Origin of the sequence: Pseudomonas sp. DSP3-2-3, assembly GCF_049898225.1 — a bacterium.
Classification (GTDB): domain Bacteria; phylum Pseudomonadota; class Gammaproteobacteria; order Pseudomonadales; family Pseudomonadaceae; genus Aquipseudomonas.
Genome location: NZ_JAFCXH010000020.1, coordinates 1 through 25461 on the forward strand (window position 1 = coordinate 1; position 25461 = coordinate 25461).

The 25461-nt window shown below is 59.3% G+C and carries 19 protein-coding genes; 8 read left to right on the forward strand and 11 right to left on the reverse strand.

From position 1 onward, the window contains the following. Nucleotides 1–78 precede the first annotated feature (78 nt). Entirely contained in the window at nucleotides 79–1053 is a 975-nt protein-coding gene (locus tag ACP7E4_RS20975; RefSeq protein ID WP_426117484.1) for a LysR family transcriptional regulator, read from the reverse strand. Between the two features lie 112 nt (nucleotides 1054–1165). Here ACP7E4_RS20975 and ACP7E4_RS20980 point away from each other — a divergent pair, with 112 nt between their 5' ends. From ACP7E4_RS20980 to ACP7E4_RS21000, 5 genes are all read left to right on the forward strand, one after another. Next, a complete protein-coding gene (locus tag ACP7E4_RS20980; RefSeq protein ID WP_426117486.1) occupies nucleotides 1166–1765 on the forward strand; it encodes a short chain dehydrogenase in 600 nt (199 codons plus the stop codon). Between the two features lie 62 nt (nucleotides 1766–1827). Further along, nucleotides 1828–2505: a COG3650 family protein gene (locus tag ACP7E4_RS20985; protein ID WP_426117488.1), complete on the forward strand. Its 678-nt coding sequence runs from the start codon at nucleotides 1828–1830 to the stop codon at nucleotides 2503–2505. Nucleotides 2506–2724: 219 nt separating this feature from the next. Further along, nucleotides 2725–4335 carry an NAD(P)/FAD-dependent oxidoreductase gene (locus tag ACP7E4_RS20990; protein ID WP_426117490.1) on the forward strand — a complete coding sequence of 537 codons (1611 nt, stop codon included), beginning with the start codon at nucleotides 2725–2727 and terminating at the stop codon, nucleotides 4333–4335. Nucleotides 4336–4534: 199 nt separating this feature from the next. Beyond that, a complete protein-coding gene (gene nhaA, locus ACP7E4_RS20995) occupies nucleotides 4535–5716 on the forward strand; it encodes a Na+/H+ antiporter NhaA (RefSeq protein WP_426117492.1) in 1182 nt (393 codons plus the stop codon). Nucleotides 5717–5895: 179 nt separating this feature from the next. Further along, nucleotides 5896–6672 (forward strand): hypothetical protein, encoded by a 777-nt coding sequence (locus ACP7E4_RS21000; RefSeq protein WP_426117494.1) that lies wholly within the window; start codon nucleotides 5896–5898, stop codon nucleotides 6670–6672. Between the two features lie 58 nt (nucleotides 6673–6730). Here the strand turns inward: ACP7E4_RS21000 and ACP7E4_RS21005 are convergent, their stop codons facing one another. The 7 genes from ACP7E4_RS21005 to dinG form a co-directional block, all read right to left on the reverse strand. Then, entirely contained in the window at nucleotides 6731–7585 is an 855-nt protein-coding gene (locus ACP7E4_RS21005) for a hypothetical protein (protein ID WP_426117496.1), read from the reverse strand. A 394-nt stretch (nucleotides 7586–7979) separates the two neighbouring features. Then, nucleotides 7980–8444, reverse strand: coding sequence for a glycine zipper 2TM domain-containing protein (locus ACP7E4_RS21010; protein WP_426117498.1), 465 nt, complete (start codon nucleotides 8442–8444; stop codon nucleotides 7980–7982). Between the two features lie 155 nt (nucleotides 8445–8599). Continuing rightward, nucleotides 8600–9247, reverse strand: coding sequence for a pyridoxamine 5'-phosphate oxidase (gene pdxH, locus ACP7E4_RS21015; protein ID WP_426117500.1), 648 nt, complete (start codon nucleotides 9245–9247; stop codon nucleotides 8600–8602). A gap of 70 nt (nucleotides 9248–9317) precedes the next feature. Beyond that, the gene (locus ACP7E4_RS21020; RefSeq protein WP_426117502.1) at nucleotides 9318–10436 is read right to left on the reverse strand and encodes an OmpA family protein; all 1119 of its coding nucleotides are present in this window, start codon (nucleotides 10434–10436) and stop codon (nucleotides 9318–9320) included. A gap of 154 nt (nucleotides 10437–10590) precedes the next feature. Then, nucleotides 10591–11739 carry a serine hydrolase domain-containing protein gene (locus tag ACP7E4_RS21025; RefSeq protein ID WP_426117504.1) on the reverse strand — a complete coding sequence of 383 codons (1149 nt, stop codon included), beginning with the start codon at nucleotides 11737–11739 and terminating at the stop codon, nucleotides 10591–10593. 80 nt (nucleotides 11740–11819) lie between these two features. Then, nucleotides 11820–14135: a beta-galactosidase gene (locus tag ACP7E4_RS21030; RefSeq protein ID WP_426117506.1), complete on the reverse strand. Its 2316-nt coding sequence runs from the start codon at nucleotides 14133–14135 to the stop codon at nucleotides 11820–11822. A gap of 195 nt (nucleotides 14136–14330) precedes the next feature. Further along, nucleotides 14331–16475, reverse strand: coding sequence for an ATP-dependent DNA helicase DinG (dinG, locus tag ACP7E4_RS21035; RefSeq protein ID WP_426117508.1), 2145 nt, complete (start codon nucleotides 16473–16475; stop codon nucleotides 14331–14333). 133 nt (nucleotides 16476–16608) lie between these two features. Between dinG and ACP7E4_RS21040 the strand changes: the two genes are divergently transcribed. Then, nucleotides 16609–17073, forward strand: coding sequence for a CopD family protein (locus ACP7E4_RS21040; RefSeq protein ID WP_426117510.1), 465 nt, complete (start codon nucleotides 16609–16611; stop codon nucleotides 17071–17073). 208 nt (nucleotides 17074–17281) lie between these two features. Here ACP7E4_RS21040 and ACP7E4_RS21045 read toward each other — a convergent pair whose 3' ends face one another. Genes ACP7E4_RS21045 through ACP7E4_RS21055 form a run of 3 tightly spaced genes read right to left on the reverse strand, consistent with a single transcriptional unit; the run spans nucleotide 17282 to nucleotide 23139 of the window. Then, nucleotides 17282–18805 carry an efflux transporter outer membrane subunit gene (locus tag ACP7E4_RS21045; RefSeq protein WP_426117512.1) on the reverse strand — a complete coding sequence of 508 codons (1524 nt, stop codon included), beginning with the start codon at nucleotides 18803–18805 and terminating at the stop codon, nucleotides 17282–17284. Continuing rightward, entirely contained in the window at nucleotides 18802–21939 is a 3138-nt protein-coding gene (locus ACP7E4_RS21050) for an efflux RND transporter permease subunit (RefSeq protein ID WP_426117514.1), read from the reverse strand. Before ACP7E4_RS21050 ends, ACP7E4_RS21045 begins: the two co-directional genes overlap by 4 nt. Nucleotides 21940–21942: 3 nt before the next feature. Then, nucleotides 21943–23139, reverse strand: coding sequence for an efflux RND transporter periplasmic adaptor subunit (locus ACP7E4_RS21055; RefSeq protein WP_426117516.1), 1197 nt, complete (start codon nucleotides 23137–23139; stop codon nucleotides 21943–21945). A 136-nt stretch (nucleotides 23140–23275) separates the two neighbouring features. On the opposite strand from ACP7E4_RS21055, the gene baeS reads away from it, so the two are divergent. Further along, nucleotides 23276–24664 (forward strand): sensor histidine kinase efflux regulator BaeS, encoded by a 1389-nt coding sequence (gene baeS / locus ACP7E4_RS21060; RefSeq protein ID WP_426117518.1) that lies wholly within the window; start codon nucleotides 23276–23278, stop codon nucleotides 24662–24664. A 2-nt stretch (nucleotides 24665–24666) separates the two neighbouring features. After that, nucleotides 24667–25332, forward strand: coding sequence for a response regulator (locus ACP7E4_RS21065; RefSeq protein ID WP_426117520.1), 666 nt, complete (start codon nucleotides 24667–24669; stop codon nucleotides 25330–25332). The last annotated feature ends 129 nt before the right edge of the window (nucleotides 25333–25461 follow it).

Sequence of the window (25461 nt, forward strand, 5' to 3'; positions counted from 1 at the left end):
TGGTCTGGCTGCGCGACTCGCCTTGGATGTAGGCCATAACGAAAAAATGCCCCGTATCTTTCGATACGGGGCATTTTCCTAAACCTTCGGGCGGATTGCTAGGTTTTCACACAGTCTGTACGGGCCGTTTTTTATTTCCAGCGTCGCCAGGCGCTCAAGGGCCTCGGTGCTGCGCTGGAACCATCCCAACAGATAGTCCGCCAGAACCTGAATGCGCTTGGGTAATTCGCCTTCATAGGGATGCACCAGAAACAGCGGCAAAATGCTCGTCTGGTAATCGCGAAACAGCCAGTGCAAGCGCCCGTCGTTGATCTCGGCATGCACCATGTAGGACGGCAGACGCGCGATGCCTGCGCCAACCAGCGCGGCTTTCTTCAACAGGCCATAGTGATTGCTGGCGAATGCACCGTTGACCTGAATACGGGTCAGTTGATGATTCTGGTGATACAGCCATTCGTGACGGCCGTTGTAATGACTGTTGAGCAGACACTTGTGCGTGACCAGTTCATGAGGCGTATGCAACTGGCCGTACTGCTCAAGGTAAGCGCTACTGGCGCAAGTCAATTCCTGAATAGCCAGCAATGGCTTGGCAATCAGGCGCTCGTCGGGGGCGACATACGAGCGTATTGCCAAATCAAAGCCATCGCGGCGCAGGTCACGAAAACTGTTGTTGAGGTCCAGCTCAATCGTCACTTGCGGGTATTTTTCGGAGAACTCCATGAGCAGGCCGTCGAAGAAGGTTTCCCCCAAGGAAACCGGGGTGGTCAGGCGAACTTGACCAACCATGTCATCGCGCATCAGCGCGACGATATTCCGCGCCCTATTCATGCTGGCCAGTAGCTGTTGTGCCTGGGGCAGCAAGGCTGCGCCGGCGGAGGTCAGATTGAGGCTGCGGGTGCTGCGATGCAGCAGCATGACCGAATAGGCCTCCTCCAGATGACTGATGCGCTTGGACAAATAGCCCTTACTGCAGCCCATGCGCGCCGCCGCAGCGGTGAAGCTACCGGCATCGATCAACACAGCGAACGCCGCCAGGTCGTCTATTTCACTCACTATCGTTTCCTTATGAGAACCAAAGGTTGCCTATTAGCGCTCTTATCGACCGCAATTAGTCCACCTAAACTTCGTGCTCAACTTCCTTGAATGACTTGCTTGGAGCAGCACGATGAAAATCTTATTGATTGGTGCAAGCGGTACGGTCGGTTCGGCAATTGCCGACGAGTTGGCGCCGCGCCACGAAATTGTGCGGATCGGCCGCAACAGTGGCCAGGAACGCGTCGATATTAGTGACAGCGCTTCAATCCGGAAACTGTTCGAACGGATAGGCCGCTTCGATGCGCTGGTCTGTGCGGCCGGAAATGTGAACTTCGTCCCGTTGGCCGACATGAAAGAAGCCGACTTCACCCTCGGCTTGCAGGACAAATTGATGGGCCAGGTCAACTTGCTGCTCATTGGCCGCGAGTTTGCCAATGACGGAGCTTCATTCACCTTCACCACCGGCATCCTCAGCCATGACCCGATTCACTCGGGCGCATCGGCCAGTCTGGTCAATGGCGCCATCGATGCATTCGTGCGCGCGGCAGCCATCGAAATGCCACGCGGCATGCGGGTCAATTCGGTGAGCCCGAATGTCCTGGTGGAAGCCATGGGCAGCTATGCGCCTTATTTCCGTGGCTTCAAACCGGTTCCCGCAGCCGAGGTTGCGCTGGCCTACGCGAAAAGTGTCGAAGGCCTACAGACCGGTCAGACCTACCGCGTTGGCTAACTGCCCCTTGTGATGGCGCGACAGGCTGAGTAACGTGGCGGCACTTGTCTGGAGACCATCCCATGTTTGCTGCCCGTTCCATTGTGTTGTTTGCCCTGCTGCCGCTGTTTGCCGGATGCCAGATGCTCGGCGCCAAGCCCGAGTCGTCGGTATCCAAGGCGAACTGGACGCGCATGCAGGGTTCGTTGAGCGGCGAAGGCGGCAAGCTGATGTTTCAGCCGTGTAATGAACAACGCCGCTTCGTGGTCAAGGACGTCGGCAATACCGGCGTATTGCAGGAATCCGCTGCGTTGGCTGACAACTCCGGCAAGGTCTTCGCTGACTTGCGTGGCAGCTTCGTCGCCGGTAAAGCCACCAACAGCGACGGCCAACTCGACCTGCAACAGCTCTATCGCGTGGAGCGCGCCGGCCAGGCCTGCGACGACCCGAATTTCAAACGCCTGAACCTGCACGTCAACGGCAACAAACCGGCCTGGAACGTCAATGTCAGCGGCAAAGGCATGGTCATCGAGCGCCTGGGCAAAGAGCCGATTGCCGTGCCTTACCTCGAAGAACAACTGCCGGACGGACGTTTCAGCGTCAGCAGCGAAGCCAACGGCCAGACCATGGAACTGTGGGTTGCGCCACAGCGTTGCGTCGACAGCGTCACCGGCGCCGTGCAACACCTGACCGCCGAACTGCGCCTCAATGGCCAGACCCAGCGCGGTTGCGGGTATTACGGTGGCGGGCGCAATGACTAAAGTGGAAGCAAACGTGCGGGAGTGAGTTTGTGTGGGAGCGAGCTTGCTCGCGAAGGCGTCATGCCTGTCGGCTGATATGTCGACAGCAAATACGTTCGCGGGCAAGCCTCGCTCCAACGGTCTTGGTTTGCATCGCGACTTATCCTCAATGTGGCTTATAATCGCCGGTTCTTGTAGCGCTGTCGGGCTGAACCTGCGGCCCGGAAACTGGATCCCTTCATGTTACGAATCACCGAACTCAAGCTGCCGATCGATCACCCGGAAGAAGACCTGCGACCTGCACTCTTGCAGCGCCTGGGCATCGCCAGCGAAGAACTGCTCGACTTCACGCTGTTCAAGCGCAGCTACGATGCGCGCAAGAAGTCGTCCGAGCTGTGCTTCATTTACACCATCGATTTCCAGGTCCGCGACGAAGCTGCGCTGCTGCTCAGGCTCGCCGATGACCGCCATCTCAATCCAGCGCCGGATATCAGTTACAAAGTCGTGGGTCATGCACCTGAAGGGCTGACCGAGCGCCCTGTGGTAGTCGGCTTCGGACCCTGCGGGATCTTCGCCGGACTGCTGCTCGCGCAGATGGGCTTCAAGCCGATCATCCTCGAACGCGGCCGCGAAGTTCGCCAGCGCACCAAAGACACCTGGGGCCTGTGGCGCAAGAACGTCCTCAACCCGGAGTCCAATGTGCAGTTCGGCGAGGGTGGTGCCGGTACATTCTCTGACGGCAAGCTCTACAGCCAGATCAAAGACCCGAAATTCCATGGTCGCAAGGTGCTGCACGAATTCGTCAAAGCCGGCGCGCCGGAAGAAATCCTCTACGTCAGCAAACCGCACATCGGCACCTTCCGCCTGACCGGCGTGGTGGAAACCATGCGCGAAGAGATCAAGGCCCTCGGTGGCGAAGTCCGCTTCGAGCAGCGCGTGACTGACGTGCTCATCGATAACGGTCAGATGCAAGGCGTGGTGCTCGACAGCGGCGAACGCATCGAGTCCCGCCACGTGATCCTCGCTCTGGGCCACAGCGCCCGCGACACCTTCCGCATGTTGCACAGCCGTGGCGTGTACATGGAAGCCAAGCCGTTTTCGGTAGGATTCCGCATCGAACACCCGCAATCGCTGATCGACCGCGCGCGGCTAGGCAAATATGCCGGTCACCCGAAGCTGGGCGCTGCCGACTACAAACTGGTGCATCACGCCAGGAATGGTCGCTCGGTATACAGTTTCTGCATGTGTCCAGGCGGCACCGTCGTTGCAGCGACTTCCGAGCCCCATCGGGTGGTCACCAACGGCATGAGCCAATACTCGCGCAATGAACGCAACGCCAACTCAGGCATCGTCGTCGGCATCACGCCGGAAGATTATCCCGGCGGACCGCTGGCGGGCATCGAGTTGCAGGAACGCCTGGAATCCCACGCTTATGTTCTCGGTGGCAGCACCTACGAAGCTCCGGCGCAACTGGTCGGCGACTTCATTGCGGGCAAAGCGTCCAGCGCACTGGGCAGCGTCGAACCGTCGTACAAACCCGGCGTAAAACTGGTGGATCTGGCCGATGCCCTGCCCGCCTATGCCATCGAAGCCATTCGTGAAGCATTGCCGGCGTTCGACAAACAGATCAAAGGCTTCGCCTTGCACGATGCGATCCTGACCGGCATCGAAACCCGCACGTCGGCGCCACTGCGCATCACGCGCGGGGAAACCATGCAGAGCCTGAACATCAAGGGCCTGTATCCGGCCGGTGAAGGCGCGGGCTATGCGGGTGGGATTTTATCCGCAGGCGTCGATGGAATACGCATCGCTGAGGCGCTGGCGAGGGATATGTTAGGTATCGAGATTTAACGTTTCAGAGACAAATTCGGAACTATCCTACTACATATAAAGAAATAGTCTGACAGCCATAACTGACGCTGCCGACAGACTTGGAAACACTCTAATTCATCCAGTTTTTTTATAACAAAAACGAATATAACTTTTGTTTTAACAACTGGAAGTACGGGTTAGGGTGTCGCTCCTATTGTCCAAGAATGGAGCGCGAATCTTGCCTCTACGTAGCCCTGTCACCCGTTTTTTTCAGCTTGAAGCGGCTGGCGGCTTATTGCTGATTGCCGCCGCCGCTCTGGCGCTCATCATCAACAACTCCCCTTTGTCCTGGCTGTATAACGCTTTTCTCGACGTTCCGGTTGTCGCCCAGATCGGCGCGATAAAAATCGCCAAACCGCTGTTGCTGTGGATCAACGATGGCCTGATGGCGTTGTTCTTCTTGTTGATCGGCCTGGAAGTCAAACGTGAAGTCCTGGAAGGCCATCTTTCCAAACCTTCGCAGATTGTCCTGCCCGGCGCGGCGGCCATTGGCGGCATGGTCATTCCAGCGCTGATCTACTGGGCGCTGAACAAGGACGACCCCACCGCCCTGAGCGGCTGGGCGATCCCGATGGCCACCGACATCGCATTCGCCCTCGGCGTCCTTGCCCTGTTGGGCAAGCGCGTGCCGGTGTCGCTCAAGCTGTTCCTGATGACCCTGGCGATCATCGATGATCTGGGCGCCATCGTGGTTATCGCGCTGTTTTACTCCGGCGAGCTGTCGAACCTGTCGCTGATTCTCGCGGCGGCGTCCATCGTGTCGTTAATCGTCATGAACAGACTCGGCGTGGTAAAGCTTGGGCCTTACCTGCTGATCGGCCTGCTGCTGTGGGTCTGCGTACTCAAGAGCGGCGTGCATGCGACCCTGGCTGGCGTAGTGCTGGCGTTCTGCATTCCACTGCGCACCCGCAACGAAGAATCCTCGCCACTCCTTACTCTGGAACACGCGCTGCACCCCTGGATCGCCTACGGCGTCCTGCCGCTGTTCGCCTTCGCCAACGCCGGGGTATCCCTGAGCGGCGTGACTCTGGAGAGCTTCACCCACCCGGTACCCATGGGCATTGCGGCAGGTTTGCTGCTGGGCAAAACCCTCGGCGTCTTCGGCCTGACATGGCTGGCCATCAAGCTGGGCATCGCAACCCTGCCCCAAGGCGCCAATTGGGGACAAGTGCTGGGCGTATCGATCCTGTGCGGCATCGGTTTCACCATGAGCCTGTTCGTTGGCTCCCTGGCTTTTGAACCGGGCAGCAGCGCTTATGCCGGGGTTGACCGAATGGGCATTCTTACCGGGTCGATACTGGCGGCGTTTATAGGGTATGGGGTGATGGTGGTTACCAGCCGGAGGAATCAGGGGCGGTAAACGAACTTTAGTTCCGCGCTCAAGGCGAACAAGTGTCTCGGATATCGGGGCACTTGTAGCCGATTTCATACACATTATGCAGACAGGTCGCACGGCCGGTTCAGGTCATGGGTTTATCGGGTTTGCCGCTATAGAAGGGGAATGCAAAAGCATAAAACTGACTTAAGCAGGATGAACCTATGTCTTCCACCATTACACCCTTCGCCAACCCGCAACAACACGCATTTGTAGCCCCACGGTATCGTCCTGGCCTTGACTACTGGCAATCCATCAAACAGGATTATCAAACCGGACTGACAGAAGGGACAATTACACCCGAGCGGGAAGAAGTCTATAAGTCACTGCTTTCTACAGAGGGTTTCAAGTACACCACCGTTCGCGCCCCCTATAACAAAATAGGTTTGCACGCATCTCCAGAAGCCGTCGAAAATCTCTCTCCCGAAATAAGCGATAAACTGGCCACGTCACTAGGTCACTACGAAGACGATGCCGTATACACCCTCAACTGGATGATGAATTTGAGGATGGAGCAAATGCAGGATATATTTACTGGTTTCAAAGACCAGTTGCGTGTATGCCTGCCTGATCTGGCTGATAAAAATTTTGGATTCACCGTCAATGAACATGGGATCCTGGAGGTGACTTCACCGGAAGGTGCGCTGACTGAAAAAGAGATCAACCAACTGAACGGCTGGCTCAATGATCTGGACGATTTTAAAGAACTGACCTTTGAACATGCAAAACTGGTTGTTCACAGCCTGAAGCACGTACCAGAGTTGACCAAATATGACGGTATTGTCACGCTGAAAAATATCTACAAATTTGTTGATTACGGTTTACTGCTTAAAAATGGCGGCACCAGCCCGGCAAGAGGATTCTCGTGGGTGGAGCAATTACAGGTGCAAGGTGAAAAAATTCTTGAACAGCAGCAAGCCGAGAGCAAATCGAAAAAATAACGCGCATTGCAGAAAGCAGCGCGCATACGGGTATGCGTCCGGCTCAAGAACTCTTAAATCAATACAGCAACCACTGCTTGCAGATATGTCCAAAGGTATTATCAATGGTCCCTGAACTCCATCGGTAACCTCGATCATCGTCCTCCAGTTTTGCGATCAATCGGCCCGGGTTATACCTGAGATTCCACCACCGTTTTAACGTCCCGTTACCAGTAGAAAACGTGTTGGAGACCATACTGCCTTCACAGACGGGCAAGGCAATCGTGGCTACAGCCCGACCATCGACAGCGGTGTATACGTCGACTTTTTCTGCAACTCCAACTTCTATACTTGCCTTGGCACCTTCCAGGGGATATCCGGTTGAATCATGAATATGGATAGACCAGTTTACTTCCCGAAACGCTTGAAAGATTCCGGCATACAGCGGGAGACCTTGGGCGTCACTTCTAATCAAATCCGCGCTGGCATGATAAGGGGCAGAACCAAATCGAAATTCATAAGCACGGGACATCGTACTGCTGTTCGGACGCTTGAACACCCTGATCAACACTTCATCCCCGGGCCTCAGGTTATCGAAAATATGAACACCGTTAGCCGGCAGCAACTGCCAGACATCTCCGGCTTTATATTCATAAGCAACCCCTGGTGGCCAGCTTGCCGGACGCGTCCCCCTGAACATCACATTCTGCCCACGTACCGCCGTAAAACTATAATATTTTACCTTCGCATTGTTTTGCAGAAAGCCGTTAAAGCCATTCAACCTATCCGCTAAAATAATTGGCTGCACCGCATCTTGCGCCACCACCGTTGTATCATTCAGATTTTGCGCAGCCACAGCATTTCCCATTTCGCCAAGAAGTGCGAGTGCAATAGGCATATACATCACGTGCTTTTTGAACAAAAATTTACTCACAATCCAGATTCCTTTTTTATTTTAAACCGCCATCTTCGGGCGATAGAAGTCCGCCCCCGCTACGGCCATTGGTTAATCGTTAACAAAGTAATCGCCGACGCATATGAAGCCGCTGGCGGTCAGCTGTTATCAACTGACAACCAGGACATAATCAATCGCACGGCCTGCCGTCAATACTAAACGCGATGATTAATATAAATTAGTTAAGCTATCGATTAATTCCGAAAGCACTTACTCACGCCAGAGCATTTTCCTACATGCAACCAGGTCACTAGCCACTAATCCGCACATCGAATACTCCCGCATAAAATCAAGACAAAAAAATGCCCGTATCAAAAGACACGGGCATTATTTTTTACTTCTTACAGACCCATTCGGACCTGCCGTCAAACCATCAGTGCGCCACCCGACTCGTGCCGTTGACGCTCATGATGCGTACGCGCTCGCCGACGCGGAAGATTTCGTTTTCCTGGACTTGCTGCACGTAGGCGCGCATCGAGCCGTCGTCTTCGCGGACGGTGATTTCCACGCCTTGGGTGCGGGTCAGGCCTTCTTCGGTTGCCGAGCCCAGCAAGCCACCCGCTACCGCGCCAATGACTGCTGCGACGATACTGCCGCGACCGCCACCAATGGCGCTGCCACCCACGCCGCCGACAACCGCGCCAGCGCCTGCACCGATAGGCGTCTTGGTGCCTTCGATCTTGACCGGACGCAGCGACTCGATGGTGCCCAGGCGAACGGTCTGCACTGTCCGCGCTTCGTCACGGGAATAGGAATCGCCGGTCAGATTCGAAGTACAACCGCCCAGTGTCAGCGCCATCGCGGTGAATGAGGCAGCCAACAGAACAGACTTACGCATATCGGTATCTCCAGAGGAACAGGTAGCCATTAGACTCCGCGCAACAGGCGCTGTCACGGCCCCCTCCTCGTTAATTTAAGATCATTCAGGCGTTATACAGCAGCGCCTTCATAGCGGTATGACGACCGGCCGAACGAAAAATTCAAAGAACAGGATCAGGGCGCGAGTCGTTCCCGCATCCACTGGTTATCCTGCAGGCGATAGTTCAAGCGATCATGCAGACGGCTCGGCCGTCCTTGCCAGAACTCGATGCGTTCGGGCAACAACCGGTATCCGCCCCAATGCTCGGGGCAATGTGGCTGAGCGTCGATGAAGCGCTGCTCAGTGGCCTTGATCATGCCTTCCAGCTCGGCGCGATCAGCGATCACCTGGCTCTGCGGCGAAGCCCAGGCGCCGAGGCGACTGCCCAGCGGGCGGACCTGGAAATACGCGTCGGACTCTTCGGGCGTGACCTTGACCACGCGGCCTTCGATACGCACCTGGCGTTCCAGAGTCGGCCAGAAAAACGTCATGGCCGCGAACGGCCGCGCCGCCAGTTGCTGGCCCTTGGCGCTGTCGTAGTTGGTGAAGAAGGTGAAGCCTTGAGTATCAAGACCCTTGAGCAAGAGAATCCGGCAGTGAGGACGCCCGTCCTCGTCCACCGTTGCCAACGTCATGGCATTGGCTTCAACCGGTGCCTGCTCGGTTTTCACCGCTTCGGCAAACCATTGGTGAAACAGGGCAAACGGCTCATCGGGCGACTGCGCTTCAGTCAAGCCATCGCGGGCGTAGTCACGGCGCATATCGGCCAGAGACTGGGTCATGACGTCCATCCTTCGCTGAAAAAAATCCTGGGTCTGACTCGTCCGCTAAAGGGCGAGTCAGACCGGGTACTCAGTTGCTGGCCTGATCCGTTGTGGCCGGCTTCTTCTTCACGGCAGCCTTGGCTGGCGCGGCTTTGGCGGGAGCGGCTTTTTTCGCCGGCGCTGCTTTTTTCGCAGCTGGAGCCTTGGCGACCGGCTTCTTGGCAGCGGCTTTAGCCGGAGCTGCTTTCACCGCTGGCTTGGGCGCGACAACCGGTGCAACTGCAGCAGGCTTGGCGTCCTGTACCGCAACCATGGTTGGCGCTGGCGGCAATTGATATTTGGCCATCAGTGCGGCCATGGTGTTCTGCGGCGTCATCAGAATTTCCACACGGCGGTTCAGCTTGCGACCTTCGGCGCTGTCGTTGGCTGCACGAGGCGCAACCGCACCCATGCCGCGCAGGCTCAGGCGATTACGCTCCAGGCCGCTGAGGCGGAAAATCGCGGCGATCGATTGCGCACGTTCCTGGCTGATTTTCTGGTTGGCGACTGTCGCACCGCTGGTGTCGGCGTGGCCGAGAACCAGTACCGCGGTTTTCGGATCGCCTTCGACGATTTTCGCCAGACGCGTGATCGGGCCCAAAGTTATCGGCAGCAGCATGGCCGGACGATCCGGGTTGAAAGAACTGTCCACTGGCGCAGTGATCACCAGCAGGTCTTCACGGCGCTCGATCTCGAACGGCGTGTCCTTGATCGCCAGGCGCAGGCGTGGCTCGTATTCGTCTAGCCAGGCCTGGGTCACTTTAGGGTCGATCTTCGGCGCGGCTTGCGGCTCGTCCTTCTTACTGGCGCTGTTGAACGGCCACCACCACTGAGTATCCGTCTCGGACTTGGCAACCAGCGGCGGCACGGTTTTTTCGACGGGCTTGCTGGCGGCACTGTCGGCTTTCGGCGCAGCGCTGTCGCTGGATGCGAACGGCCAGTACCAATGGGTGCCAGCTTCGCCAGGGGCAGCGGCGGCGGCTACTGGCGCAGGCTTGGCTTCCGGAGCCTTGGCTGGCGCGGCAGCTGGCGACGATGCTTCGGCTACTTTGTCAGCACCGAACGGCCACCAGCTCGAACCAGTGGCGGCGGAATCATTCTGAGGCGTTTGAGCACAGCCCGTAACAGCAAGACAAAGGGCGATAGCGAGGCTTTTATTAGACGACATGGGTGACCCACAAAAAATAGTAATCAGACAAGGGGACTTGGCAGAGCCCATATAACACGCATAAACCGACTGTTGGAAAAGGAAACCGTCACACGGTTCCGGTTCGGGCCCATTAATCGACAGTCGGTAAGAAACAAGTACTTATGCACACAACTTAGAGCAAACACTCACCCAGCACTCGAGCCAGCTTCTGTGCGCGGGGATCCATCAGCACATACGGGCCCAAGGTATTGGTGACGAAGCCGAAAGCCACTTCGCGTTCAGGATCGGCGAAACCTGAAGAACCGCCAGCCCCAGGATGGCCAAACGCCTTGGCGCCCAGGCCATACGTGGCATTCGGGACAGTGGGCTGATCGAGCATGCAACCCAGACCAAAACGCGTCTGGGTCAACAAGGTTTTGTCCTGGCCGACGCTGTGCTCACGGGTCAGTTCGCTGAGCAATTCCGGCTCAAGCAAACTGCCATCAAGCAGACCGTTGTAAAAACCGGCGAGGCTGCGCGCGTTGCCGTGGCCGTTGGCTGCAGGCTGTTGCATCCGCCGCCACTCCGGTTTGTTGGTGCTGGTCATGATCGACGGCGGATTGGTAAATGCACGAGCCGTCATGGAGTTGGGTTCACGCAGGGTGGTTTGCAGCAACCGTTGCGCAGCCTCGTCGCCGGTATTGCCTTTGCCCCGTGCAATGTGGGCAACGCGATGGAACTGGTCATCGGCCAGACCGACATGAAAGTCCAGGCCCAGCGGCCGCGCGACGCGGGCGACGATGGACTCGCCCGGCCCGCGACCATCCGCGCGGCGCAGCATTTCACCCACCAGCCAGCCAAAAGTGATCGCGGCATAACCGTGCCCCTGCCCCGGCGTCCACCAGGGTTGTTCCGCCGCCAGCGCGCCAGTCATGGTTTCCCATTCATACAGCGCCTGAGCGGGAAGCAATTCGCGCAACGCGGGCAATCCGGCCTGATGGCACAGCAACTGGCGCAAGGTAATAGCTTCTTTGCCGGCGGTAGCGAATTCCGGCCAAAGACGGGCGACAGGCTCATTCAGGTTGAGCTTGCCCTCGCCCACCAGTTGCAGCGCGGTGACCGCCGTAAAGGTTTTGGTGCATGAGAACAGATTGGCGATGGTGTCGCTGTGCCAAGCCTCAGCGCCATCCTTGTCGGCAGTGCCAGCCCACAGATCGACCACGGTTTCCCCGCCGATCTGAATGCACAGCGCAGAGCCACGTTCTTGAGGATCTTCGAAAAGTGCCGCGAACGCTTCGCGCACCGCTTCGAATTTAAGCTCGAAATGACCCTGAATCTGCACCCGCTGGCTCCCGAAACGACTGATCTGAAAAAATGGCCTGCATTGTTTCAGCGATTGAGCGCTTTGGGAACCGGCTCGGCTCAAGGCGGCGTCGATTGCCCCTTTGCTCCGGGCTCGACAGCATCGGTTTTTTTGTTGAGCGCTTCCTTCTCAAGAGCTTGCTTGTTCAGCACGGCGGCCACCTGGCGATTGCTCTTGCGCACGCTTTCCACAAAACCCTGAAAGGGCAGATCGGTGATGCCCACCAAACCAAGGTGACCGTTCTCACCATCCAGCAAACGCCCGGTGACCGGCTGGTCCAGATACTGGAACCAATGCACGCCGACAATTGACGGTTCGGCCAGCGCTTGCTTGAGGAAGTTGGCGTACGCCGGACCGCGATCTTCTTCCCGCGCGACTTCCATCGCCCCGCTCCAGAACGGCCCGCGATCACGGGAGCCGAAATGAAACTCGCTGACCAGAATTGGCTTGTCCAGCTGGCGCAGCGCGGCAAAGTCGTAACCATCCTGTGGCTTGGGCGTGTAGAAGTTGAAACTCAGCACGTCGCAATATTTGGCGCAGGCCGCAACGGCCTCTGGCGTGCTGATCGAATAGCGCCCACCCAGCAGCAGGTGATTGGGCGCATGCCATTTCAGCGAATCGGAGATCGTCTTGAAGTACGTCTCGGCAAACACCTGCTGGAAATACTTGAAGTCGGCCTCGATGTCCGGGTGCTCCGGGTTGGGCAGCGGCGGCTCGAAACCGGGGTCTTCCATGAATTCCCAGGCGGTGAGCTCAATGCCCCAGGCTTGCGACAGCCCTTGCTGATTCCGGTACTTGTCCCGCAATTGCTTGAGAAACGCGCGCTTGGCCGGTGCATCGGTGGTCATTTTCATGGTGCCGTAGGCCAGCGCGTAGCGGGCTTTGGGATCATCGCCCGGTCCGGCCCAGGCCAGTTCGTTATCGGCGAAAAATCCCACCAGCCACGGATCATCACGATGGTCGCGGGCGGCAATGGCGATGGCCCGCTCAGCAGCCATGGCAAAACGCGGATCGAACGGATCAGGCATGCCGCCCCACCAATCCTGACCGGTGCTGATGCTTGAATAGTCGCCATAAATCGACAGCGGCAAGGTGTAAGGCACCCGATCCTGAGAGCCAAGCAACGGCTCGCTCCAGTTACCGACGGTGTTGAATCCCCAGGCCTGCAGGCGATCGAGGGTGTGATCGACCCAACGCTGCAGGTCGTACGGCGCGGGTTTGCATTCCACGGCAGCCGCAACCGGCTCGGCGGGCTCTGGCGCGGCTGGCTCGCAGGTTTTCGGTCCGTAGATGCGTTGCAGATTGGCCCCGTAGAAATCAAACCAGCGGCCTTTATCGAACTGGCGGTTCTTGCCGGAGCCATTGTCGCTGTGATTGTCGCCCTTGCCGTAGAACGCGCCCAACGGCTCATTCTCTTGCGGCAGAGCGGTGAACATGGCTTCGCGGCCTTCGACGTAGGTCGCGCTGTCATCCGCCGCGACCGCATTGATGCCCAGCGAATAAAATGGGTGGCCTTCAGGGGTTACCAGATACCAGCGATCAGCACGTTTTTCAGTGCGGAAAAAGCCTTTCGCGTCAAACGTCGGGCCGTCGAGCCAGCCACCGAATTTATCCAGTCCGGGACGATCCGCCAGCCAGTCCTTGGTCTGCTGCTGTTCTTTGATGGCAGCGGTCTTGAGCTGCTCGTCGCTGGTGACTTTCTCCGGCCATTTGCCACGGGAAAACTGGCCATAGCCATCAACGATGCCCGCGTAGACCGCTTGCTGAATTCCATCGCCCTGCTGCACGCCAAAACGCTCCAGCAAGATGCTCTGCGCGACGTTCGGCTGAGTCATCGACAGCGTCACCGACACCACCTGGCTACGATCGAGTTCGCCCTGAGCATTGGCGAGCAAGACGCGCTGCCCTTCGAAAGTCCAGGGCATCGGCGGTCCAGCGCGCATGCCCTGGGTCAACGGCGAACTGGCCTGCAACGGCACCAACAACGTTTGTGCCGGGCCTGCTGGCAGGTCCACGCGACTGTTGATTACTTTGCCGTCGGCGCTCTGAATCTGCACATCGAGGGTCAACGCCCAATCCATCGCGCTCTGGATGCGCAAGGTCATGGCGCTGTCAGCGGACCAGTCCCACACACCGTTTTGTGGCGTCAGGCGCAAGCTCGGCCGGGCCACGGGATTGAACACCACGCGCCGCAACACTTCGCCTTCGGCGGTCTGCTCGGCATTGGATTGCGGCAGGCTGGTGTTATCCGTGGCGACTTGCACCACGTCGGCCGGGCGCACAAAGCTGAACAGAGTCAGCTGGCCAGCCGGTTCGGCGAATAAAGGTCCTGCGCAGGCCATGACCAGCACGGCAGACAGTGAGCGGCGAATCATGTGATCGGGTTCTCCTTGATGATCTGAATCCTGTGGCCTGTGGGAGCGCTGTACTTGGCCGATATCCGATCATAGGAGCGGCTTCAGCCGCGAGGCCCCTCTCCCGGCTAAATCCGGTCCTACGGTCAGGCGGTTGTGCATAGACGCCCGGACCAGGTTAAGACCCGATCCGGCGCCAATGATGCCGAGGATTTTTCAGGAAATTTCGCGGCGAAATGGCGGCAAGGCGTTGAGGATGGCTTTGCCGTAGCGTTGGGTGACCACGCGGCGGTCGAGCAGCGTGATGGTGCCGCGATCTTCCTCGGTGCGCAGCAGCCGCCCGCAGGCCTGGACCAGACGCAGCGAGGCATCGGGCACGGCGATTTCCATGAACGGATTGCCGCCACGGGCCTCGATCCATTCGGCCAGCGCCGCCTCGACCGGATCGTCCGGCACCGCGAACGGAATCTTGGCGATCACCACGTGTTCGCAATAAGCGCCGGGCAAGTCGACGCCTTCAGCGAAACTCGCCAGACCGAACAACACGCTCTCCTCGCCGCTGTCGACCCGCGCCTTGTGCTTGTTAAGGGTTTCCTGCTTGGACAGGTTGCCCTGAATGAACACTCGCTTGCGCCAGTCGCGCTCCAGGCCGTCGAACACGTCCTGCATCTGTTTGCGCGAAGAGAACAACACCAGCGTGCCGCGTGAGCCTTCCACCAGATTCGGCAACTCGCGAATGATCGCGGCGGTATGCGCCACGGAATCCCGTGGATCGGCCTTGAGGTCCGGCACCCGCAGCACGCCTGCATCGGCATGATGGAACGGGCTGGGCACCACCGCCGTTACCGCGCCCTTGGGCAAACCGGCGCGCATGCGATAGCGGTCGAATTTGCCCAGCGCGGTCAACGTTGCCGAAGTGACCAAGGCGCCGTAGGCGATGTTCCACAGGTTGCGACGGAGCATTTCTGCAGCAAGGATCGGACTGGCATTGACTTCGATATCAAACAACGAGCCGCTGTCGGCCAGGGTCAACCAGCGCGCCATGGGTGGACTGTCTTCCGGGTCTTCGGCGGTGAAGGCTGTCCACAATTCCCAGTTACCGTGGGCGCGGGCCAGCAGGCTGCCGAACAGCGGATACCACTCTTCAGCCTGATGACTGGCGATACCGATGTTGACCTCGCCGTCCATGCCTTCCTTGAGCAGATCGGTCAGGCGCGTGAACAGGTCGTCCAGGCGCGCAAAACCTTTCTTCAATTCGATGCCCATGTCGCGGATGTGCTCGGGCACCACGCCGCCGACGAAACGATGACGCGGCCGCTCGCGGCCTTGCATGTCTTCGCCGGCCCGGAAGTCGGCCAGCTGTTCGCAGGCGGTGAACATGAACTGCTGCTGGCCCTTGATCTCACGCGCCAGTTCCGGCACTTGTTCGATGTATTTGCCCAGATCGCCGGGCAATGGATGCTGGGCGAGCAACTTGGCCAGATTCTTGGCGGTTTGCTCAAGCCAGTCAGCGGTGGAACGCAAGCGGGTGTAATGCGCGAAGTGGCCGATGGCCTTGTCCGGCAGGTGATGGCCTTCGTCGAACACGTAGAGCGTTTCGCGCGGATCGGGCAACACAGCGCCGCCGCCCAGCGCAAGGTCGGCCAGCACCATGTCGTGGTTGGTAACAATCACGTCGACCTTGCCCATGCCTTCCCGAGCCTTGTAAAAGGCGCACTGCTGGAAGTTCGGGCAATGCCGATTGGTGCATTGGCTGTGATCGGTGGTCAGCCGCGCCCAGTCCTGATCGGGCAGTTCCTGGGGCCAGCTGTCGCGGTCGCCGTCCCATTTGTTGCCGGCGAGTTTTTCGATCATCGAGGTGAACAGCTTCTGGCTGGCCTCATCGACTTCGATCTTGAAGCCTTCTTCTTCGAAAAGCTGCGCAGTGGCATTGGAAGCGTCGCCTTCCTGCAGCAGCATGTCGAGCTTGGACAGGCACATGTAACGACCGCGCCCCTTGGCCAGGGCGAAGGTGAAATTCAGCCCGCTGTTGCGCATCAGGTCAGGCAGATCCTTGTAGACGATCTGCTCTTGCAGGGCCACGGTCGCAGTGGCGATCACCAGCCGCTTGCCCGCGAGCTTGGCGGTGGGAATCGCCGCGATGGCATAGGCCACGGTCTTGCCGGTACCGGTGCCCGCCTCGACCGCCACCACCGCTGGGTCGCCCGAGCGCCGGCCTTCCTCATCGGTGTCCACGTCGCCCAGCACTTTGGCGATCTCGGCGATCATCAAACGCTGGCCATAGCGCGGCTTGAGGCTCTTGGCTTCGAGGAAACGCGAATAAGCGCCCTGAATCTGGGATTTGAGTTCGTTACTGATCATGGCTTCGGTCGGGCTCGGGCGCTGCTGGGCATCGATGACAATTAAAACGCAAAACCGCTGGATATATCTTCAGTAGTTCTTACGGGCGGCTATCATACCCCGCAAATTCCATCCGCGCAGAACGGAGTACCTGATGACACCTTTCGCCCTTGTTTACACCTTGCATGTTTTAGCCGCTCTGGTCTGGGTTGGCGGCATGTTTTTCGCCTGGATGGTCTTGCGACCGGCGGTCGGCGCGGCGCTGGAAGGCCCATCCCGATTGAAATTGTGGGTCCAGGTGTTTCCACGGTTTTTCGTCTGGGTCTGGGCCACGGTCGTGGTCTTGCCAATCACCGGCGTGGGCATGATGCACCTGCACTTCGGCGGCTTCGACGGCGCGCCGCGCTACGTGCAGATGATGATGGGCCTGTACGTGGTCATGACTGCGCTGTTTATTCGTATCCAGTCATTGCAGCTGCCGGAACTGCGCCGCGCGGTGGAAGCTGAAAACTGGGCCGAAGGCGCTGCCGCCCTTGGCCGGATTCGTCGCTTGGTGGGAATTAATCTGCTGGTGGGTCTTGCCGTGGTGGTAATTGCCTCCGCGAGGCCTGGGTTCTGAGGCTGACCCGGCTGGCAAATGGATCCGTGCAGACTGTGTGGGAGCGAGCTTGCTCGCGAAGAACAATAACGCGGCGGGTCAGATCGATTGAGGTGGGCGGGTTGGCGTCTCGGGGACAAGTCCCCTCCTACCGGTTTTGCATTCGCCCGGTAGGACCGGACTTGTCCGGGAAGAACGATAACGCGGTAGGTCTGGTTCACCGGGGCGCCTACTCCTTCCACCCACCCCCAAGCACTTTGTACAAACTGATCCTGTTGGATTGCTCATCCAGCTTGAGCGTAATCAGGTCCTGTTGGGCGGTGTACAGCGAGCGTTGGGAGTCGAGGGCTTCGAGGAAGCTTTGCGACCCGGCGCGATACAACGCGTCGGCCAGCCGATAACTGACAGCGCTGGCGTCGGTGAGGTCCTGTTGCGCTTGCAGGCGTTCGGCCAGGGTGCTGCGTACGGCCAAGGCATCAGCCACTTCGCGGAAGGCGGTCTGCAAGGTCTGCTGATAGGTCTGCACCTGGATTTCGTTTTCGACCTTGGCCTGATCCAGCGTCGCGCGATTACTGCCGGCGTTGAAGATCGGCACACTGATGGAAGGCGCAAAGGTCCAGGCGCCGCTGCCAGCCTTGAACAAACCGGACAGATCGGAACTGGCCGAACCGGCGCTGGCCGTCAGGCTGATACTCGGGAAGAACGCCGCTCGTGCCACGCCAATGTCCATATTGGCGGCCTTGAGCGTGTGTTCGGCGGCCAGCACGTCGGGGCGATTTTCCAGCACGCTGGACGGCAGCGCCGCTGGAATCTGCACCAACACGGCAACGGCCTGAGGTTGATCGTCCGGCAGCAGATTGGCTGGGAGTTCAGCCCCGACCAACAGCCGCAGCGCATTTTGATCCTGCAGAATCTGGCTGCGATACACCGCCGCATCGCCTTGCGCCGAATTGACGGTGGTTTGCGCCTGAGCCAGCGCCAGTCCTGACGAGCCGCCAAGATCATGACTGCGCCGGGTCAGGTCGTAAGTGGCCTGCTGGCTGCGCAGGGTGTCCTCGGCCAGTTTCAGGCGCTGGCTGTCCGCCGCCAGGGTCAACCAGGCGGTGGCCACTTCGGCGACCAGACTTATCTGCGTGCTGCGTCGGGTTTCGTTCAAGGACAAGTAGTCTTCGAGTGCTTCGTCTTTCAGATTCTGTACCCGTCCGAAGAAATCCAGTTCGTAGCTGCTCAGGCCAATATCGGCGCTGTATTGATGGCTAGTGGTCGCCACGCCGCTGTTGGACAACGTGCCCGGCGTGCGCGTGCTGGTTGCGCTGCCTTCGGCGGTGATCGACGGGAACGCTGCCGCGCGCTGGATTCGATACTGGGCGCGGGCCTTGTCGATATTCAGGCTGGCCAGCCGTAGGTCACGGTTGTTGACCAGGGCCAGCGCCTGCAGTTGCTTGAGCCGGTCATCGAGAAAGAACTCACGCCAGCCTATGTCCGCCTCGGCTTGACCGGCAATGGCGGTGCCCGAATGCCAATCCGCAGCGACCGGGGCTTCAGGACGCTGGTAATCGGGGGCGAGATTGATGCAGCCGCTCAGGCTGAGGATTGCAAGCAGGACGATGCATACCCTGTGGAAGCGAGCTTGCTCGCGAAGAGGCCGGCACACATCCGCCAATTTCCGAACGGCTACCATGGCCTTCGCGAGCAAGCTCGCTCCCACAGGCTCATTGCGCAGGGCCAAAAACTCATCACGAACCCGGCTCATGCTTCACCTGCCTTGGCGCTGGAAAAGTCACTCACTTTGCTGAACCGACCGCGAATCAACACGAAGAACAGCGGCACGAAGAAGATCCCCAACACGGTGGCTGACAACATGCCACCGAGCACCCCGGTGCCGATGGCCTGGCGTCCGCCGGAACCCGCTCCGGAACTCAACGCCAGTGGCAGCACGCCGCACATGAAGGCCAGCGAGGTCATCAGAATCGGACGCAGACGCAGGCGCACCGCGTTGAGCGTTGCCTCACGCAGGTCCTGCCCCTGCTCTTGAAGATGCTTGGCGAATTCGACGATCAGAATGGCGTTTTTCGCCGCCAGCCCGACCGTGGTCAGCAGCCCCACCTGGAAATACACGTCGTTGGACAGCCCGACAAAGTGCGTTGCCAGCACCGCACCGACGACGCCAAGCGGCACCACCAGCATCACCGAAAACGGCACCGACCAGCTTTCATACAACGCGGCCAGGCACAGGAAAACGAATAGAATCGACACGCCATACAGCAGCGGCGCCTGGGAACCGGATAAACGTTCCTGATAGGACTGACCGGTCCATTCGTAACCGATGCCGTCCGGCAGCTGTTTCATGATTGCTTCCACCGCGTCCATGGCATCGCCCGAACTCACGCCCGGCGCAGGGTCGCCCACCAGTTCCAGCGATGAACTGCCGTTGTAGCGTTCCAGCAGCGGCGAGCCAAAGCTCCAGGAATAGGTGACAAAAGATGAGAACGGCACCATCTCGTCCTTGCTGTTGCGCACGAACCAGTGATCAAGATCCTCGGCCTGCATGCGCGCGGCGGCGTCGCCCTGGATATACACCTTTTTCACCCGCCCTTCGTTCAGAAAATCGTTGACGTAATTGCCGCCCAACGCCGCTGACAAGGTGTCGTTGATGTCGCTGGTGGTCAGGCTCAGCGCCCCGGCCTTGCGATCGTTGATAGCGATGTGCAGCAACGGCGCATCGTCCAGACCGGTGCTGCGTACGCCTTGCAATGCAGGTTGTTGCCTGGCCAGCTCGATGAACTGCGCTCGCGCCTTGACCAGCGAATCGTGGCCCAGCCCGCCAAGATCCTTGAGCTGCACATCAAAGCCGGAACTTTGGCCCAATCCGCGAATCGCTGGCGGCTGGGCGACGAACACATTGGCGTCGGAAACGATCTGCGACAAATCAGCGGTGGCCCGCGCCGCGATTCGCGCCGAACCCTGATCAGCGCCGGTGCGCTCGCTCCAGTCCTTGAGCTTGATGAACGCCCGACCGGTGTTCTGGCTGTTGCCGCCCACGCCGAGTCCGGTAATGCTGATCAACGCTTCGACTTCCGGCTGCTTGAGCATGTAATCCTCGAACTGCTTCATCACCGCCTGGGTTCGACTGTCAGTGGCGCCGACGGGCAGTTGCAGTTGCGCCATGAGAATGCCCTGATCTTCATCAGGCAGGAACGACGTCGGCAGACGCACATACACCACGCCCATGACCAGAATGATCAGCCCGTAAACCAGCATGCTGCGCCCGCCACGCGCGAGAATCCCGCCCACCAGCCCTTGATAGCGCTGCGAACCGCGCTCGAAGGTGCGGTTGAACCAGCCAAAGAAACCACGTTTGGGCACATCGCTGCGGGCATCGGATTGCCGTAGCAGCGTTGCGCACAGCGCGGGCGTCAGAGTCATGGCCACCAGCACCGAGAGCAGCATCGCCGCGACGATGGTCACCGAGAACTGGCGGTAGATAATCCCCGTGGAGCCGGAGAAAAACGCCATGGGAATGAACACTGCCGACAGCACCAACGCAATACCCACGAGCGCGCCGGTGATTTCCTTCATCGATTTGCGAGTGGCTTCCAGCGGCGACAGACCCTCCTCGGCCATGACCCGCTCGACGTTCTCCACCACCACGATGGCATCATCCACCAGCAAACCGATGGCCAGGACCATGGCGAACATGGTCAGGGTATTGATTGAATAGCCAAACACCGCCAGCACGCCGAAAGTGCCCAACAGCACCACTGGCACGGTGATCGCCGGAATCAGCGTGGCGCGCAGGTTCTGCAAGAACAGAAACATGATCAGCACCACCAGCACGATGGCTTCACCCAGCGACTTGACCACTTCTTCAATGGAGATGCTGACGAAGGGCGTCGTGTCGTAGGCAATGACGTTTTCCAGCTGCATGTCCTTGGGATAGAACGCCGACAGTTCGGCCAGCTTGGCCTTGACCGCCTTGCCCACGTCCAGCGCGTTGGCGTTGGTCGCCAGTTGCACGCCCATGGCGGCAGCCGGTCGCCCGTTGAGCGCCGTGCCCACGCTGTAATCCTCGCTGCCCAGCTCGATGCGCGCCACCTCGCTCAACAGCACCACCGCGCCGGTGCTGGAGGATTTGACCACCACATCGCGAAACTGCGCGACCGTCTGCAATTTGCTGCGCGCACTGATCGTCGCGTTCAACTGCTGCCCGGCTCTGGCTGGCAGCGAGCCCAGCTGGCCGACCGACACCTCAGTGTTCTGGGCTTCAAGGGCAGCGCTGATATCAGACGGCATCAGGGCGTATTTTTCCAGCTTGGCCGGGTCCATCCAGATGCGCATGGCAAAGCCCGAACCCAGGGTTTTCACTTCACCCACGCCGTTGACCCGGCTGATCTGGTCCAGCAACGTGCTGGAAATGTAATCGCCGATTTGCGTGGCGGTGGTCGCCGGATTGTTGGACGCCAGCGCGGCGATCATCAGAAAGTCCGAGCCGCCCTTGGTGACGGTCAGGCCTTCGTTCTGTACCGCTTGCGGCAAGCGTGATTCGACTTGCTGCAGTTTGTTCTGCACTTGCATCTGCGACACGTCGGGATCAGTGCCCGCGTTGAATGACAGACTGATACTGGCGCTGCCGTCGGAACTGCTGGATGCCGACATGTAGGTCAGGTTGTCGATGCCGGTCATCTGTTGTTCGATGACCTGGGTGACCGAGTCCTCGACGGTTTTTGCCGATGCTCCGGTGTAAGTGGCGGAGATACGCACCGTGGGCGGCGCGATGTCCGGGTATTGCTCCAGAGCCAGACGGCTGATGGACAGGCCACCGGCGAGCATGATGACGATGGCCAGCACCCAGGCGAAAATCGGTCGATCAATGAAAAAACCAGCCATGGATCAGCCCTCCTTCACGGCAGTGCCGTTGGTGACAGCGTCAGACTTGGCCGTTGCTTGTTGCTCGACACCTAGCGCCGCATCCCCCGCATGCACTTTCTGCCCGCCTTCGACGATGACCTGCTCACCGGCCTTGAGCCCGGATGTGATCCACCATTGATTGTCGATGGCGCGACCGATGGTCAGCGTTCGCTGCTCGACCTTGCCATTGACCAGCACCAGCGCCGAAGCGGTGCCGCCTTCGCTACGCGTTACCGATTTTTGCGGCAGGAGAATCGCTTGCTCGTCACGGCCCTGTTCCAGCACGGCACGCACGTACATGCCCGGTAACAGCAAGCCGTCAGGGTTGGCGATCACACCGCGCAAGGTCACTGTACCGGTACTTTCGTTGACGCTGACGCCGCTGAATTTCAGGCGGCCCTTCTGTGCGTATGTGCTGCCGTCTTCCAGCAACAACGAGATTTCCGCCTCACCAGCGCCATTGCTCTGCAAGATGCCGCTGGCCAGGTCGCGCTTGAGGCGCAGCAAGTCGGTGGTGGATTGGGTGACATCAACGTAAATCGGGTCCAGCTGCTGGACCGTGGTCAGCGCCGTGTCCTGGCTGGCCGTTACCAATGCGCCCGGCGTGACGGTGGAGGTTTCGATACGGCCGCTGATCGGTGCGGTGATGCGCGTGTAGGCAAGGTTGATCCGCGCGGTCTCCACACCCGCCTGGGCGACTTTCACTTCAGCCTGAGCAGTGAGCAATGAGGCCTGAGCGTCTTCGTTATCCTGCTGGCTGATGGCGTCGATCTTGGCCAGGCCGGCATCGCGTTTCGCGGTCAACTCAGAAGATTTCGCCGTCGCCTGAGCTTTGGCCAACGTCGCCTGGGCTTCCGCGAGCGCCGCCTGGTAAGTCGCCGGATCCAGTTGATAAAGCGCCTGACCGGCCTTTACTTGCGCACCTTCGACGAACAGCCGCTTCTGCACGATGCCGCCCACTTGCGGGCGAATGTCGGCGACCATGAACGCCTGAGTGCGCCCGCTCAGCTCGGTATCAAAAGCCTGTACCCGAGGCTTGATGGTCAGCACCGTCACTTGCGGAGTTTTAGCGACAGGCTCGGGCGCCGCTTTGGAGCAACCTCCAAGGGCACCCAGCACCAGCACGGAAAGAATGAAAGCGGCCGTCACCAGAAGTTCGGCAAAGCGTTTGATGGACATTGAAGCCTCGGCGTTACAGGAATGCATGGCCCAATGCTACGGAGCAAATGTGCAGAGAAATTGAAGATTGCCCACAAGCCTTGTATCTACAGCGTGCAGGCGCCTAAATAGCCAGGCACTTCACCGGGCTTCCTGCATGAAACTGAGCATTTCCACCAAATTGTTTCTGGCAATCATGGCCAGCGTGACCCTGGTCATCCTCAGCATGAGCATGGCCACCAGCTGGAGTTTCGGCCGTGGTTTCCTGGGCTATCTGAACGAGCAGGCGCTGCAGCGCCTTGAGCCGATCCTGCCGCGCCTGGAAAAAACCTGGCAGCGCGATGGCAATTGGGAGTCGCTGCGCGACAAGCCAGAGAACTGGTTCGAATTGCTGCGCCCAGTGAAAGGCGAGGATCTGGCTGCGAATGGGGAATGGCGAGCGCCGCCTATTTCCGACCTGACAGGCGCGGTGTTTCGCGTCGCCCTGTTCGATCAGAACAAAGCGTTGGTGATGGGCTATCCCGGCGTTGCCGACCAGGCATTGCTGCGGCCGATCAACGTCGCAGGCAACACCGTCGGCTGGCTGGCGGTCATCCCGTTCCAGAGTGTTTCCGAAGCGGGCGGACAACGTTTCGAGGCCTATCAACTGCGGGTCAGTCTCGGCATGGGCATCGTGTCATTGCTGCTGGCCATGCTCATCGCCTGGTGGATCGCGCGAACCTTGCTCACTCCGGTCAAGCAGGTCGCCGCCGCTACTCACCGGCTGGCGTCCGGGCACTATGCCGAGCGGGTCTCGGTGTCGGCCAACGACGAAGTCGGTCAACTGGCGCGGGACTTCAATCAACTGGCCCTGACCCTGGAGAGCAATGAGCGCCTGCGCCGGGAATTCATGGCCGATGTATCCCACGAGCTGCGCACGCCGCTGGCGGTGATGCGCGGCGAGCTGGAAGCCATCGAGGACGGCGTACGCCAACTGGATGTCGATTCCATGCAATCACTGCAAGGCGAAGTCAGCATGCTCAGCAAACTGGTGGACGACCTGTATGAATTGTCCCTGGCCGATGTAGGCGCGCTGACCTATCGCAAAAACCGCCTGGACCTGGTGCCGCTGCTGAGCGACAGCGCCGCGATGTTTTTCGAGCGCAGCAAGGTGTGCGGCATCGACCTGCAACTTGCACTGCCCGATGCCCCGCTTTCGGTACAAGGCGATGACCAGCGCCTGCGTCAACTGATGAATAACCTGCTGGAAAATGCCATGCGCTACACCGATCAAGGCGGCACCTTGCGCATTAAAGCCCGGCAGGAAGGCCAATTGGTGCGCGTCGATATTGAGGATTCCGCACCGGGCGTCAGCAACGAACAACTGCCGCGCCTTTTCGAACGTTTCTATCGTGGCGAAGGATCGCGCAGCCGCAGCAGTGGTGGCGCTGGTCTTGGGTTGGCGATCTGTCGCAGCATTGCCGAGGCACATGGCGGCACCTTGCATGCGGCGCACTCACCTTTGGGCGGGGTCTGGTTGACGCTGCTCCTGCCGCGAGACGCTTGAGCATGACGTCCATTCTGATTGTCGAAGACCAACCCAAACTGGCGTCACTGCTGCACGACTATCTGCTGGCCGCCGGATACCAGCCCAGCTGCCTGAGCAACGGCCTGGAGGTTGTACCCGCCGTGCGCGCCGCCGAACCGGCGCTGATCCTGCTGGACATCATGTTGCCGGGGCGTGACGGCCTGGACGTATGCCGCGACCTGCGCAGTTTCTGTAGCGTGCCGATCATCCTGATCACCGCCCGTGTCGAAGAGATCGACCGTTTGCTCGGTCTCGATCTGGGCGCCGACGACTACATCTGCAAGCCTTTCAGCCCTCGGGAAGTGGTGGCGCGGGTCAAGGCGATCCTGCGCCGCGGCCGTCTGCTCGAAGAGGTCCGCGTCGAGCGGCTGGTGGTGGAACCGGATCACTTTCGCGCCACGCTGGACGGCGTCGAGCTGGGGCTGACACCCGTGGAAATGCGTTTACTGTTCACCCTGGCCAATGCGCCGGGCCGCGTATTTTCCAGGGATCAACTGTTGGACCGGCTGTATTTCGACCATCGCGTTGTGACTGATCGCACCGTCGACAGCCACATCAAGAACCTGCGCCGAAAACTGGATCTGATCAGCCCCGGCGAGGAAATCGTGCAGTCGATCTATGGGGTCGGGTATACGTTGAAGCTGTGAGTGCTGCTGCCAAACCCAGATCCCGTTGGAGCTAGGCTCGGTGTGGGACCGGCTTTAGCCGGGAAGGCAATTGACGCCTTCGCGACAAAAGTCGCTCCTACACCCGATTCGCGGGCAAGCCTCGTTCCA